We start from the raw sequence: 15,599 nt of genomic DNA on the forward strand, positions 1-15,599 counted from the left end.
ATCAACTTATTGAGTTGACGTTGTTTGCTCCACAGAAATAGTTACAGGTGCTGATAATTTAGCCTCTAACCAAGCTTTTATTCGTTCCGAATCTGCATCAGATACAGTGGATGTGGTATGGATAATTACCATATAGCGACTCGCTTTAGGCTGTTCTAGATTATCTATCAAAGGCATTCCTTCCACTTTGCTTACAAACGGGAACAACGCCTTTGCTTCAGCTTCTGTCGTTTTCATAGTATTTATCGTTTCACTTACTAGTTGATAAGTCGGCTGGTACAGATTACTCAATTTTTTATATGTTTCAAGGTTCTCCGAAGATTGATTCAAACTTGTCTTATCCATAGTAGATTTTTTCTCATCTACGCTATTAACAAATTGGAGTGTATAAGAGTGTAAGTACTTATACTGCTGTAACTTGCCTTCCAACTGGGATTGTTCCTCCGAAGTCACAGGAGCGCCTATAGCTACTATGTCTACTAGCTTATTCGTTCGATCCAATGAATAATCAATCACTTGTCGACGTCCAGCTTGATTAACATCATTCTTAATAAACTGCTCTAAATGATTTGACTCAGAATACTTGATAGTCATATCATAGCCTGCATAAATACTTGGTATAGCCATAATAAGACCAATCACAAGAAATATTAGCTGATTACGACGAATAAGCTCTTTGTCTTGTTTATGGAATGGCAAACTATATACACCCTTTAAAACAATAAAAGTTGCAAAGAAGATGAAGAATGTATTTATAAAGAATAAATAGGCAGCCCCAAAGAAATAGTGCCAATCTCCATTAGCAAGTCCATATCCTGCCGTACATAGTGGTGGCATAAGTGCAGTCGCAATCGCAACCCCTGGGATAACATTATCTAAGGTCTTACGCGTTTGCCCAATAATCCCAGCTAACCCACCAAATATAGCAATAAGTACATCATAAATACTCGGTTCTGTACGCGCTAACAGTTCAGATGTAGCAGTATTAATGGGAGAAATATAAAAATACAAAGCAGACGCCAAAACAGCAATCGTAATCTGTAAGGACAATCTTAAAATAGCACTTTTTGCAACTGTAAAATTAAGCGTAGCGAAGCCATAAGCAGTTGCTAAAATAGGTCCCATCAACGGCGATATAAGCATAGCACCAATAATAACTGCCGTACTATTCATATTCAACCCAATAGAGGCAATAAATATGGAAAGGATCAGGATAACTAAAGCAGGTCCCTTAATCTTAGCCCCACCTATCAGTCTTTTAGCGATAGTTGCATCATCAGCTCGCTCAAAATGTATATCAAAGTATTTATTTATTTTCATTCGTCCTCCTTATAATTTCATCAAATCTGCAAAGGTCCCTACATTTACAAACATATGCTGTGTAGTTTTGAGCATTTGCACCATCAAGATAGCTCCTGTCCCTTCTCCCATCGACATTTGCGCTTGAATAGGAACCATGTCTTGTGTAATACCTACCTCAGCTAAAGCTAGCTCTGTACCTTTTTCTCGAGAGTTATGAGATGGCAATGCATAATCCTTAACACGAGCATTCATGTGAATCCCGCAAGCTGCCGCTACAGACGTAATAAAGCCATCTATAACAAAAGGCTTTTTAAACTCAATACAAGCTAGCATAGCTCCAAGAATAGCAGCAATATCAAAGCCTCCTACATGGGCCACAATCTTGCGAACTCGGTCAGGCTCACTTTCAGAAACAAGACTAGCCTTATGCTTATCTAATACAGCGCGCACAAAATCAATTTTACGCTTCATCAAATCTGGTTTGTCAGGCCAAGATCCAGGACCTACCGTTTCAGTGGGATCAGCTCCAGTCAAGGCAGACAACACACAGGCGGAAGTCGTCGTGTTTCCTAGCCCCATTTCGCCAAAAGAAAAAAGATTTATCCCTTGCTCTACATAATACTGTACCCGTTCATAGCCCGCTTGAAAGGCTTTATTAAACTCATCCTCAGTCATAGCAGGGTGATTTAGTATATTTTTTGTCCCCTTTGCGACCTTGCGATCCACTCCGATACCATCATCTGAGGCAATTCCTACATCCACAACTTCATAAGGAATGTTATTAAAGTTACAAAACTGTGTAGCCGACGAACGACCCAAGAGCATATTACGCGACTGCTTTTGCGTTACCTCATAGTTATAACCTACATAACCTTCCATATTACAACCATTATCGGCAGAGAAAATGATATGCTGTGGTCGGATTTCACCATCAATCTCGCCCCAAGCCGTGCAAATCTTGCGGAAATAATCCTCCCACAAGCCTAGGCCACCAGGGATAAGGCATTTTGGTTGAAGAAATCTATTTAATTGTTCCTCAATTGGTAATACTGACTTATCTTTCATTCTAATCTCTAGTCGGCACAGAATATGCCAACTAGCCTTCTATTAATTCGATATTATTCTATATGGAAGTATAACATAAAATACATATCTAATGATATGATGAATGTTAGCTTTTAATATATTAAGTCATCAAAAAAAGGTTATCCCATTAGAGGATAACCTTTTTGAACTATATTAGGATATAGATATATCTCTTGTTAATTGTCTTAAAACAGTGAAATTATGCACCTTGGAATTGAGGCATATCGTCCCCACTGGAGTCGTCCAATTTGCCTTGAAGGTCATGGTCAACCATAGCACATACGGATGCGTCAGACCATACGTTTTCAGCAGTTTCAATCATGTCGATAATCGTATAGATTGGCAAGATGATACCGAGCAATCCGATTGGTGCACCGATAGAGCTCATCAAGGACAATGTTAGGAAGTAACAACCCATTGGAACACCAGCATTACCAATAGCAGCAAGAACAGCAATGAATAACCAAGCAATCATTGTGCCCATAGTCAATTCAATACCTGCATTTTGCATTACGAATAAGGATGTTACAAGGATGAAAGCTGCGCAACCATTCATATTAATTGTTGTACAAATTGGCAATACGAAACGAGCTACTGCAGGGTGAGCTTTCAAATTATCTTCAGCAGATGCCAATGTTACTGGCAATGTTGCAGCAGAGGATTTAGTGAACAACGCAACAGCTACAGCTGGGGACATTTTACGGAATACGTCCACAGGGTTCAAGCCACGGAACAACAAGAACAATGGAATTACGATAAAGAATTGGATCAAGTTACCACCGATAACAACAGCAGTGTATTTACCTAAAGCACCAACGATTACGCCCGCTTCGATTTGAGCAGATAATTGACCTGCGAATGCAAGGATACCAATTGGTAATACATAAAGTAAAGCTTTAATCAATGTGAAGAGCAATTCTTGTAATCCGAATAATACTTTCAATACTGCTTCGCGACCTTCTGTACGAGGCATAAACGCAAACGCTAAACCAACAGAAGCGGAGATAAACATAACAGATAATACGTTACCTTCCAAATATGGTTTCAAAATATTATTAGGAATAACGGATAAGAAATGATCATAATATGTTACGTGACCTAATTTTTCAGGTACTTGCGCTGCACCGGCACCAATTACATCAAGTGGTAAGTTACCTGGCGCAATCCAAAGGAATAAACCAAGACCAACAGCGGCTGCACAAATTGTTGTTAACAATGTATAGGTGACAGCATGACCAAAGATACGTCCTGTATCCTTTTTAGCACCTAGCATAGATAATGTAGTAATTACTGCTAATGATACCGTTGGAATTGCGATGAATTGGAATAAACGTGTAAACACAGCTGCAATAAAATTAAATAATTCATTTAACGCTGGAATATGTTGCCATCCCAAGATAGCACCGATAATAAGAGCACCCATCCATAAAATAAATTGACGTAATTTACCTTGCCCACGACTTTTTAAAGTAATCTCTTGAGCTAAGGTATCTACGTTTTTGTTATTTTGATCTGCCATAAAAACACCTCTCTGAAAATTAAACTACTAGAGACAAAAAAAAGAAATCCCAACCCTAGGGCTGGGATTGTTGATACATCCTAGTCTCTTTAAATCATATTATAAAGATATGTTTTAGAACTGTCAAACCAAATAATTTGATATATAGATAAATATAATAAATCGATATAAGGAAACCACACCTATATTTTAATTAGAATAACCTAATTAGAATAACTTTACATATTGTTTTTAATGAACAACATCTATATCTACCATGACCATTCGAGTTCGATCTGGACTAAACATAAAATAAATTCGCCTAGGCTGATCCTGATCAAAATTATTATAGATAACATATACAGTATATCCGTCTCCTAACTGCTCCTCTCTATAATAATAATCTTGATTAGCATCACTCCCTATACTTTGTGTGCCCGTAAGAAACCAAGGGAACCATTTCCAATTTTTAGGTTGAATACGGTTAATAGAATAGTTTCCAATTGCATAAAACAACATAAAGTGATTATTTGGCTGAGGAAAATCATTAAGAACCGCTAATGTTACCCCCTTAGCTTTACCATTTCTAAAAGAATACCACCCATGGGATTTAACAATTTTTTCATAGCCTAAAATTGTAGACTTATTACCATCTAAAACTAAACACCTATAAGACTCCCATCCATTTACACTAATTACAGATGAAACAACTTTTACATCTAAAGGAAGTCTATCGGGCACTTGCAACTCAGCAGGAACATAGCCTGCCTTAGATGTAGGCCAAGCATTCTGCCAATGTTTAGTATTATAATCCTCTACCCCAGAGATAGCCCCTAGTAAATTTACTGTTAATATAGGAATCATAAATAAGCTAAAAATCACATAAAAGTACAGTAAAAAATTTCTACAAATAGCTTTCTTGGTAATTACTATTCTAGCCTTTTCAACAATCAAAACAATCGTTGCTACTAATAAAGTAAGATAGTAAACTCCTGAAAATGAGAAATACGTAGGATTACAAAATGTAATCCATATGGTTATTCCCCATAAAAGAACGAATAACCATATACTCTTTCTATATGTAAGCCCAAACAACAAGGACCTTATATTCTTTAAAATACGCCCCATAAAAAGTCCCCTTAATACTTAATCTCCCTATTAATACTATTTTTATTAGTAAAACCTACTTAGATTGATAAAACACCGCCTGTGTCCCATCATTACTAATCAAAAGTTCCACAAAATGAGGCCTTTTAGTATTCCCATCATCTACAAACACATATAATCTATGATTTCGAGTAGAATTATATGTGTCCTTTACTACTGTTTTTGTTTCTTTTCGAGGTGCAAAGCGTAGCCACTCAATAAAAGTCCGTTCTGGCAAATTGAGGGATTCTTCTTCTATACTCTCTACAATATTATAGCTATTAGGGTGAGATATAAAACGCTTTTTCTCCCCAGTATCTAACTCACGTAATACACCATCCGCATCAATTTGTGCTGTATAAACTGCATTTTGTTTTGCTATCGCCTCATATTGAGCAATTACTTTTGGGTCTCCCTCCAGAACTGCATAACGATATGGATATGCATTAGCCCAAGCTAAAATACTGCGAAAAGCAGATGCTCTATAAATACCGTCTGGAAGTTTATCTGGTCGTTTTAACCCCTCTGGTAGTTCTCCACTATTAGGCCAGCCTTGAGTCCAATCCATGGTACTATACTCGAAGGAATCAGATTGCTCAATGCTTGTTTTTAAGTCGTACCTAAACCAATCGCTTACTAACCAAGAAAAGCTGAGAGTAAAGGCAATATACAAACACCAAGCCAACTGAGTGTGCCTTTTTGCAGTTATAGATTGCTTCTTAAAACGAACATATTGTAATAATAAACTCAATAGTATCGTTATGCCAAACACAATATATGTTATAGGTGCTATATTAAATAGCACTACCACAATTACAAACAACACGCATAGTAGAACTGTTAATAGGCCATAAAATCCTTGGAACAAAACTCTCTCCTATTATAGACAACACATAAAACATCTTCAGCACTTAAAACATCTTTTTATACAACGTTTCTATATCTTTACGGCTTATTTCAGCCACTGTATTAGCAATATTGCCTGTAGCTACAACGTATACATTATCTACAAGCCAAGGAATGTCTTTTTTCATAAAACCTAGTTCTGTAAGGTTCGTTGTCAAATCTAATTCGTGCACAATTAAACGTAAGGCTTCACCTAGTTCGGAGCCATCGCCGTGGTTAAAGATACGAGCTAATGCACCGAATTTATCAGGGTTTGCACTCCATGTATATTCCACTACAACAGGTTCAATAATAGCAAGACCTACACCATGGGTAATATCTTTAAGACCACTGGCAGGATGTTCCATTCCATGTGCTAATGTTACACCAGCTGTGTTAATAACCATGCCCCCAATTGTGCTAGCTAATGTAACGGACTCCCAAGCTTTTGTGAGTTGAATTTCGTTGAGAACAGCTAGTTTGCCTTCCGCCGTTGCTTTTACATGTTTATATAGTGGTACAAGGTATTGTGCTAATAAGGTTACAGCATAATGAGCTAACGCATCGGTGAAAGGTTGTGCTGTATTAGATGTATAGGCCTCAATATTATGGCATAGCGCATCAAAACCAACAGATGCCAATACATGAGGTGGCATTGTACCCATTACAGCAGGGTCTACAATAGAAACCTTTGGCACAATAGCATTGCAGCGTAGGGATTTCTTATCACCTGTTTCAGGATTAGTAAGAACACCAAAACCGTTACCTTCAGAGCCGGTACCACAAGTCGTGGGAATAACAATAAGAGGCAGCGCATTATCACTTGTTTTACGGTTGAAAATATAGTCGTTAATATCGCCTTCATTCACCGCCATAAAGGCAATCCCTTTGGCACAGTCCATGATGGAACCACCGCCGATAGCAATAACCATATCACAGCTTTCAGATTTAGCTAACGCAGCGCCGTCTAAGGCTGTCGTGGTCAATGGATTGGCATCCACTTGATCAAACAATACATGACCGATATGAGCCACATCAAGCTTTGCTACCACCCGGTCATATAAACCAGATTTTTTAGCACTTGTACGACCAGTTACAATAAGTGCTTTCTTGCCATACGGTGCAGCAAAATCAGCAATATTATCTACTTTATTCCAACCGAATTGGATATTTACAGGTAAAAAATAAGAGAATTCCATGTGATAACCTCTTTTCTTTGAAAACTAGTTCTTAGTGTTATTGTAAAGGATATTTAAAAGCATGTAAAACCTCATAGGGCTTTCACCAGAGAACAGGTATACTAATAATAAGAGGGGAATTTATATTTATAGAGGGAGAGAACATCTATGAAATTTGCCATTAAACATTTATGGTCTTCGCTGCGGGACCTTGCAACGCAGTCGCCTATATTGCTGGCATTGATTGCCGTATTTTCATGTACTCCGTTGTATATTGAACAAGATTGGTTTTCCGATATTGATCTTAAGCTTTACTCACTGTATTTCTTTATCGTTATATTACAAAGCTATATAACAAGAACCCGAAAGTTTTCCATTTTATATACCTTAGTAAGTATCGGAATCAGCGTTGGCCTTTATATGATTCACGAAAGCTACGGCTATGTGCGAGGTATTGAACTGGCTACGGAAAATATATCGTACCTATGGCTGTACTCCATGATTGCCTTGTATTTCACATCGCCTGGTGAACACTACATCGGTGAAATCATTAATCGCATCAAACGGATTGGCATCACCCTTGTTACGTCTACGCTATATAACATTGTTATCATCATGAGTTTATGGTTCTTCTTCATCATCGTGGACCAACCATTCAACTTTGAAGAAACCATTTTTAAGGTACTCGCATCCATTAATATGTTCATTTGTCTATCTATGGTATGTTCTTACAAAGAGGATCCCGCAGGTCCTCCAGCACCAAACTCATTTTTTACTGTTGTATTCGGCATCATCTTGCCTAAGGCGTCCATTATTACAGGCATTCTAGCTAACATTTATTTAGTCTTGATTCTGTTAGGGCTTCGAGAGGATACGCGTTTCTTCTACACCTATTATCCGTATGTAGCCATTTTCTACCTATTCTACTTGGCTAGCTTTAGATCTAGTGAAAGTAGCAGAACACAGCAAATCCTATGCTTCTTGTTCATTACGCTAACTACACTGTGCTTAGCTCTTATCGGTAAGCGTGTTATTAATGAACCAATCCTCTGGCTCAATACAATTTACGTAAGTGCATTTAATCTAATCTTCTTAGTACACAATGTATATTCTCTTGTGAAAGGTTTAAAACCTTCTGTACACACAACCGTTATGGCTCTAGCCTTAGGTGCTGTCCTTTTGACGCCATTCATAGGCTATACATCGTATCGTGAATTTGTTACATATACTAAAGTTGATGGAGAGTGGCATGCAAGCCTACCAATAGCAGCCACCTTTGATCCTAACTTCACAGACTACGGCACACCGTATGTACCTGTGGACGATCTAAAACTGCCAGATACAAATCCAGTAAATGGCAGACGCGTTGAATATATTAATTTTGATGCTTTGTCTGCACCAAAGGTTATTTCTATTGCAGGCTACGATAAATACATTGAAAACATTGAATTAATAGTCTATGAAAAAGACCTTAAGGAATATGAAGTAGAATCTGCCAACTTCGACTCCATCTCCTTTAAGTTCCTCAACAAAGGCCTTGATTTAGAGGTATCCCTACCAAATGGAGTAACAGAGGTCCATCATATTTATGATAAATTCCTTACGGTCGATAAAACAGCTATTGATCCTGTCATTATAGAAGGCAATGGATACAAGCTATTGATTACGTCGTACTTCATAAACCAATTCGATACACGTAAACTTAAATTTAATGTACTTTATAATTAAGCCTATAATGCACCATATAATACCTACAACACTATACGTATAATATGACAAAAGCAGTACTCCACAGGGGGTACTGCTTTTATGCGTTAACTAAGCTTTATATTTATTTGTTAGCTAAGCTTTATAAGAATATCATTAGCAAAATCTTGTGCTGATTTAAAGTCTTCTTCATTTGGATGTACTGCAGCTTGTTTGTGACGTGCATCGCGATCAGCAGATTGACCGTGGCTATGCCCTTTCGGGAACATCTTATACATCATTTCGATGACCTTAGGATCTACCTTACCTTGGCAAATGAAGGTTCCTACAGGCTCTACGCCATCGGGTAAACAATTTGCTGCATTGATTAAACTTTCCTTAGCATGTGCCATTTGCGGTGGTACGCCAGCTGTTGCAAATAGAGCAATGTGAGAGTTATGCAATGTGCCTAGTACATCACGGGCTTCTTTATTAGCTGTCCCTTTATCCACCCAAAATCCTGCAAATACAAGATCATAGGATGATAGATCGGTTGGTAACTCTTTCATAGATACGCAAAGTGTATCTGCTGGCAATACGCTAGTAATAGCCTCTGCCACTTGTTTAGTATTTCCCGTAAGGGATGAATATATAACAATAGACTTCATGTCTTACCTCCTATTTACTATATCTATTATAGGACATGTATGACATGCTTTTAATAAAATAAATCACAATAGTATATAGAACGGAATTTTATATACTGCCACGTACTATTTAACTATTCTCAAAAGAGATACATCATTCAAAATCATCATATATGCTCTTTATATAATACTTTCTAGCTTTTATAACTATATCGATAAATTTAAGCATACTATATTTATAAATTTCTAAATGTCAATATTGAATGTATAGAATTTTTTCGCTATAATCGTAACATAATGTATAAGCTTAATAGGAAAACTACAACATATAGTAGTTTTCTTATTTTTCTGATTAGACTTAACTTAAAGATATTTTATACTTTTCAGTCTAATCTTATATATGCTTAGATTAACAGTTTTATTACTTTTAAGACTCAAGGGGAACAGTAATGGAGATTATGATCAAGAAACGGGATGGCCATTTCGAGCCTTTATCCGTTGAAAAAACGAAACGTATGATTGCCTTCGCATGTTTGGGGTTAGATTCTTGTGATCCACTAGAATTGGAAATGGATGCGAAGTTACAATTCGTTGATGGCATGACAACTAAAGAAATTCAAAAAACTTTAGTACAAACAGCTATCGAAAAGGTTATCTCTAAAAAAGACGACGGTTTCGGCAACCAAGTTAATAAAATGAACCAAGATTGGCAGTTTGTAGCAGCTCGCCTCTTCTTGTTCGATCTCTATAAAGAAGCAGCTATCACTCGTCGTTATAAAGCATTCGGTTATGGCAACTTCCCAAATCTTGTACATATGCTTGTAGAAGAGAAAAAATACGCTGACTTCTTCGTTACAGAATATACAGCTGACGAATTGCAAGAGTTAGGCGATTACATCAAACCTAAACGAGATTACCTCTTCAACTATGAAGGCCTTAAATTATTAGCTGACCGTTACTTGGTAAAAGGCTTCAATAAAGAAATCTTTGAGTTACCTCAAGAACGTTTCATGGCTATCGCTATGCACTTGGCATTAGTAGAAGGCGAAAACAAAGTAAAATACGCTAAGAAATTCTACGATTTGATGAGCCAATTAAAAATGACAACAGCTACACCTACATTAGCAAATGCGGGCACACCATTCCATCAATTGTCCTCTTGCTTCATCTCTGGTGTAGATGACAACTTATGGTCCATTTACGACGTAAATAGCAAGTTCTCCCGCGTATCTAAACACGGTGGTGCTCTTGGTATCTACCTTGGTAAAGTTCGTGCATTGAACTCCGATATCCGCGGTTTCAAAAACTCCTCTGGTGGCGTTATTCCTTGGATTCGTTTATACAATGATACAGCTGTTGCCGTTGACCAATTAGGTAAACGTAAAGGCGGCGCTACCGTAACACTTGATATTTGGCACAAAGACTTCTACGAGTTCGTAGAGCTTCGTACTAATAATGGTGATGACCGTCGTAAAGCACACGATATCTTCCCTGCCATCTCCGTTCCAAACATCTTCATGGAACGCATGATCGGCCGTGAAAATTTCACCCTCTTCGACCCTCATGAAATCTTGGCTGTAAAAGGCTATGCTCTAGAGGACTTCTATGACACAGACGATAACAAAGAGTTCACGAAACGTTACCTTGAATGTGAACAAGATCCGAACTTACATGGCATCGAAGTACCAGCACTAGACATGATGAAAAAAATCATGCGCTCTGCTGTTGAAACTGGTACACCATTCATCTTCTTCCGCGATACTGTAAATGCTGCAAACCCAAACAAACATGCAGGTATGATTTACGCATCTAACTTGTGCCACGAAATCGCACAAAACGTTGGCTTCACAAACCTTGCTGAAGAAATTATCAACGAAGACGGCACTATCACTACAAAAACAAATACAGGCGATATGGTTACATGTAACTTGAATTCCATCAGTCTTGGTCGCATTTCTGACGAAGAATTAGAAGAAAATATTGCTCTTCAAATCCGCATGTTAGACAATGTTATTTCTATCAACCAGGCGCCAGTACCAGAGTCTCGTATGACATCTGATAAATACCGCGCTATCGGTCTTGGTACTTCTGGTTACCACCACTACCTTGTAAACCACGATATCCAATGGGAGTCCGATGAGCACATTGAAGTAGCGGACAAATTGTTCGAAAACATCGCGTACTATGCTATCAAAGCTTCCATGGAATTGGCGAAAGAAAAAGGTGCATACCCTGCATTCAAAGGTTCCGAATGGGAAACTGGTGAATACTTCACACGTCGTGGCTACACATCCGATCGTTGGAAACAATTGGCTGCAGACGTTGCTAAATACGGTATCCGTAATGGTTACTTGATGGCTGTAGCGCCTACTGGTTCTACTTCCAACATTGCAAATACTACAGCTGGTATCGACCCTATCTTCAAAAAATTCTTCATCGAAGAGAAGAAAGGTTCTTTCACACCAAAAACTGCACCAGATTTGAACAACAAAACATTCTGGCTCTACAAAGAAGCGCATACAATCGACCAACAATGGTCCATCAAAGCTTGTAGCGTGCGTCAACGTCATATTGACCAAGCACAATCTTTCAACTTGTATATCACACCTCAAATGAAAGCGAAAGAAATCCTAGATCTTTATGTTGAGGCCTACAAACAAGGTATCAAAACAATCTACTACATCCGTAACCAATCCCTTGAAATGGATGAGTGCACAAGTTGCTCCTCTTAATAGTTAAAAATATCATTGCTATATTTTACAAAAACTATACACTATAAGTAGAGAGCACCAAACTCAGGAAAGATACTTCCACCAACATTATAAATCTGATGACGACCTATAGCAGTATAGGTCGCATCGTTGTATAAAGGAGTCCTACTATGGATAAAAAACTGATTTTCAACGAACATGGTGAACGTGGCACGCAATCTATGATTGGCGGCAACACCACAAACCTTCGCGAATGGAACCGTATCAAGTACGACTGGGCGAACCAAATGTACCGTACAATGCTCAACAACTTCTGGATTCCTGAAGAAATTTCCTTGAACGAAGACGTTAAGCAATTTCCATACTTAACAGATTACGAACGCCGTGCATTCGACAAAATTATTGCATTCTTAAACTTCCTTGATTCTATTCAATCTGAAAACTTGCCTAACTTGAGCCGTTATATTACAGCATCTGAAGTGGCGTCCTTATTGAATATCCAAGCATTCCAAGAAGAAATTCACGCTCAAAGTTATTCCTACATTTTGGACACTGTAACAAATCCTATTACACGTGACAAAATTTATGACGAATGGCGTACAGATAAAACATTACTTGCTCGTAACCGCTTCATCGCCGATGCATACCAACGTTTCAGTGATGATCCTAGCGAAGCAAACCTTATCCACACAATCATCGCCAACTATATCTTAGAAGGTATTTACTTCTACTCTGGTTTTAGCTTCTTCTACACATTGGCACGCCAAGGTAAAATGACAGCTACATCCACTATTTTCAAATATATCAACCGCGACGAAGTAACTCATCTTGTATTATTCCAAAACATCATCCGCGAGTTACGTCGTGAACGCCCTGACTTGTTCACTCCTGAACTGGAAGCGAAAATCACTGACATGATTCGCCAAGGTGCAGAAAACGAAATCGCTTGGGGCCAATACATCACAGATGATAAAATCCTCGGTCTTAACAATGTTCTTATTGAACGCTACATCAAATACCTTGCCAATATCCGCTTAGAAGCAATCGGCTTACCTCATCTATATCCTGAAATCAAGGACAATCCAATGGAATGGATTGAAAGCTTCTCCAACTTGAATAGCACAAAAACTGACTTCTTCGAAGCAAAAGTTACAAACTATACAAAAGCAGCGGCATTTGATTTCGATGATTTAGAATAATAAAAAAATGATAAAAGAAAAAGTGATTCTCACGATGGGAGAATCACTTTTTTCATTATAAAGGTTATTCAGTTAATAACGGTTAGCCAGCTGTATATGGGCCGAATCGACCTGCAAATAGATAGGAACCCATTTTACCAAGTTTGGCAGCAAAGATAGAAGCTACGATACCTAAAATAATCATAATCCATGCGTTATCAGCATTTACACCGTTAGCAATAGCGATGTAGGCTTGTGCACAGGAAAGAATAAAGTAGATAACTGTTAAGTAAATCTTTGCTTTAGGAATTTTAGATGTTCCTGTTTTGTAACGTAATTTACTACCAATATAACCAGAAATACCACCAATAATAACGAGAAGTGGTAAAATCATTGCTACTAATGTAATGGCAGGGAATAATACATTTGCAATAGATGGAATCAACAATGCAATAACAGGTACTAAGAAAGAAGCTGCTGTTGCTGCGATTGGGAAATGTACCGCAATTGGATGTAAATGAAGATCTAGCAATTTTTCACGTTTTGTATTAATGCGACGTGGCTTGTAATCCATCCAAACTGTTGGAGGAAAACCACATGTTGGACAAGGTTGATCCCTGTACTTAGCATCCTCAATATATCCGCATACACGGCAAATTATCCATTCCGTACCTTGTTCAGGTGTTGATTTAGCTGCGGTAGAACTTGTTGCTGCCATAGCTGCTTTTTGTTCTGCTGTCATTATGAAATCTCCTTACTTAAGAAATTCTATATAATTAAATAATGATTATTATTTAATTATATTATAACATAATCCACTAAGTAAAAAGTAAAATTTATATACTTATTAAAAAATTAAATATATCGTAGTACTAACGTACCTATAATCAAATGTAGCGGTATTTGATTTCCATAAATTAGAATAATAAGAAAAAAGATACCCAATCCAGATCTTTGGATTGAGTATCTTTTTATCGTTTATATTTAGAAATAGTCCCCAACGCCACCCTCGTTTGTACAGTTGACACGTGGTAATACATTGTAAATTGTATCAATACATTTGTGCGCAAATAGGCCTACACTGTAGATTTTTATTCGCCCCATGAATGTATTCATCAAACGCTTGGTAAAAGCAAAAGTTTTGTGTCCACCCTGTATCAAACTACCAACTATATAGATATTAGCTTTCAATCAATTCAGTGGTCCAGTTAGCAGACTGCAATAGATTGTCTAATAAACGAACTTGTTTTGCTATATTGTCAGCTTCTTTTTGGATATCTCTAACATTAACAGTCGGTATTAGTTTAATCTCAGATCCTCTTGCACGGAAATTGATACTACCCGCACTATTCGCCAATGTCCGATATGCACTAAGCCGCATCGCAGCACTATCTTTTTCCGCAATGATTTCAGTAATAGAACGACCTTCTACAATAGTTTTACAATTTGTTAAATTAATATCTGCAATTAATTTTTGAAGTCTAGTTACACATTGATCTAATGTTTTTAAAAGCTCTTCAGGGTTCTCATTCGGTGCTTCCCCTTCTTGCACTAAACTATTTTGAGTTAAACGAAGCTCTAAATCGCTAATTTTATAATTCAAATCAGCTCGCTCTTGTAATGCTTCCGCTAGTTTCATAAACTCTCACCTCATATTTTGAAATATATGGATATTAATATACTGACTGAACTAATACAAACTATTATATTTAGTATCTAGTTTCTTATAATACTTTCCGCATCATCACATGTGGACAGCCTTCATCAAGGTATTCTTCCCCTTCTTCTTTATAGCCTAGGGATTCGTAGAATGGTTTTGCTTGTACTTGCGCCGACAAGGAGCATGTCTTAAATCCATCACGGCGAATGCCGTTTTCTGCGGCCATCATAATTTTAGTGCCTAAATGTTGTCCACGATACAACTTACGCACCGCCATACGGCCAATATGGGCATCACCTTCTTCGTTGCTTGGGAAATAGCGACATGTACCTGCTGGCTTGCCATCGATATATAAAAGGACAAATTTTGCTATTTCATCTATTTCATCGAACTCGTCTTCAAAACCCTGTTCCTTCATGAACACATCAATACGTATTTGCTTTATTTCATCAGTAATATGATCTAAAATTTGAATAACCATATAGCAACCTTTCTGATTGTAAATACATTCATAAAGCTATCTATAAATATATTATAAAATCCCTCTATTAATACATCAAAATTACTTATAACTATTATACCAAATGCATTCTAGCTTTCATATGAATGTCCTATACAACTA

General features: G+C 37.5%; 13 protein-coding genes. 3 read left to right on the forward strand and 10 right to left on the reverse strand.

Going from position 1 to position 15,599, the window contains the following annotated elements:
- Positions 1-6: 6 nt before the first annotated feature.
- The 6 genes from VCHSUH04_RS01340 to VCHSUH04_RS01365 all read right to left on the reverse strand — a co-directional run bounded on the left by VCHSUH04_RS01340 (position 7) and on the right by VCHSUH04_RS01365 (position 7,116).
- On the reverse strand, positions 7-1,320 hold the full coding sequence (locus VCHSUH04_RS01340) for a DUF389 domain-containing protein (protein ID WP_105085009.1): 1,314 nt from the start codon (positions 1,318-1,320) through the stop codon (positions 7-9).
- 9 nt (positions 1,321-1,329) lie between these two features.
- Positions 1,330-2,367 carry a nicotinate-nucleotide--dimethylbenzimidazole phosphoribosyltransferase gene (locus VCHSUH04_RS01345; protein ID WP_105085010.1) on the reverse strand — a complete coding sequence of 346 codons (1,038 nt, stop codon included), beginning with the start codon at positions 2,365-2,367 and terminating at the stop codon, positions 1,330-1,332.
- 220 nt (positions 2,368-2,587) lie between these two features.
- Positions 2,588-3,907 (reverse strand): dicarboxylate/amino acid:cation symporter, encoded by a 1,320-nt coding sequence (locus VCHSUH04_RS01350; RefSeq protein ID WP_105085011.1) that lies wholly within the window; start codon positions 3,905-3,907, stop codon positions 2,588-2,590.
- 231 nt (positions 3,908-4,138) lie between these two features.
- Positions 4,139-5,014, reverse strand: coding sequence for a hypothetical protein (locus VCHSUH04_RS01355; RefSeq protein WP_105085012.1), 876 nt, complete (start codon positions 5,012-5,014; stop codon positions 4,139-4,141).
- A 55-nt stretch (positions 5,015-5,069) separates the two neighbouring features.
- The gene (locus tag VCHSUH04_RS01360; RefSeq protein WP_105085013.1) at positions 5,070-5,900 is read right to left on the reverse strand and encodes a hypothetical protein; all 831 of its coding nucleotides are present in this window, start codon (positions 5,898-5,900) and stop codon (positions 5,070-5,072) included.
- 43 nt (positions 5,901-5,943) lie between these two features.
- Complete coding sequence (locus tag VCHSUH04_RS01365) at positions 5,944-7,116, reverse strand: iron-containing alcohol dehydrogenase (RefSeq protein ID WP_105085014.1); 1,173 nt, start codon at positions 7,114-7,116, stop codon at positions 5,944-5,946.
- 147 nt (positions 7,117-7,263) lie between these two features.
- On the opposite strand from VCHSUH04_RS01365, the gene VCHSUH04_RS01370 reads away from it, so the two are divergent.
- Entirely contained in the window at positions 7,264-8,823 is a 1,560-nt protein-coding gene (locus VCHSUH04_RS01370; protein WP_105085015.1) for a hypothetical protein, read from the forward strand.
- A gap of 110 nt (positions 8,824-8,933) precedes the next feature.
- On the opposite strand, the gene VCHSUH04_RS01375 is transcribed toward VCHSUH04_RS01370, so the two are convergent.
- A complete protein-coding gene (locus VCHSUH04_RS01375; RefSeq protein WP_105085016.1) occupies positions 8,934-9,449 on the reverse strand; it encodes a flavodoxin family protein in 516 nt (171 codons plus the stop codon).
- Between the two features lie 428 nt (positions 9,450-9,877).
- On the opposite strand from VCHSUH04_RS01375, the gene VCHSUH04_RS01380 reads away from it, so the two are divergent.
- Entirely contained in the window at positions 9,878-12,160 is a 2,283-nt protein-coding gene (locus tag VCHSUH04_RS01380) for a ribonucleoside-diphosphate reductase subunit alpha (protein ID WP_105085017.1), read from the forward strand.
- 149 nt (positions 12,161-12,309) lie between these two features.
- Positions 12,310-13,338 (forward strand): ribonucleotide-diphosphate reductase subunit beta, encoded by a 1,029-nt coding sequence (locus VCHSUH04_RS01385; protein WP_009661519.1) that lies wholly within the window; start codon positions 12,310-12,312, stop codon positions 13,336-13,338.
- 82 nt (positions 13,339-13,420) lie between these two features.
- On the opposite strand, the gene VCHSUH04_RS01390 is transcribed toward VCHSUH04_RS01385, so the two are convergent.
- The 3 genes from VCHSUH04_RS01390 to VCHSUH04_RS01400 all read right to left on the reverse strand — a co-directional run bounded on the left by VCHSUH04_RS01390 (position 13,421) and on the right by VCHSUH04_RS01400 (position 15,458).
- A complete protein-coding gene (locus tag VCHSUH04_RS01390) occupies positions 13,421-14,059 on the reverse strand; it encodes a hypothetical protein (protein ID WP_105085018.1) in 639 nt (212 codons plus the stop codon).
- Positions 14,060-14,497: 438 nt separating this feature from the next.
- Complete coding sequence (locus VCHSUH04_RS01395) at positions 14,498-14,956, reverse strand: DIP1984 family protein (protein WP_105085019.1); 459 nt, start codon at positions 14,954-14,956, stop codon at positions 14,498-14,500.
- Positions 14,957-15,041: 85 nt separating this feature from the next.
- Positions 15,042-15,458: a GNAT family N-acetyltransferase gene (locus VCHSUH04_RS01400; RefSeq protein WP_105085020.1), complete on the reverse strand. Its 417-nt coding sequence runs from the start codon at positions 15,456-15,458 to the stop codon at positions 15,042-15,044.
- Positions 15,459-15,599: the final 141 nt, after the last annotated feature.

This window comes from Veillonella sp. T14073-2 (assembly GCF_002959875.1).
Taxonomy (GTDB): domain Bacteria; phylum Bacillota; class Negativicutes; order Veillonellales; family Veillonellaceae; genus Veillonella; species Veillonella infantium.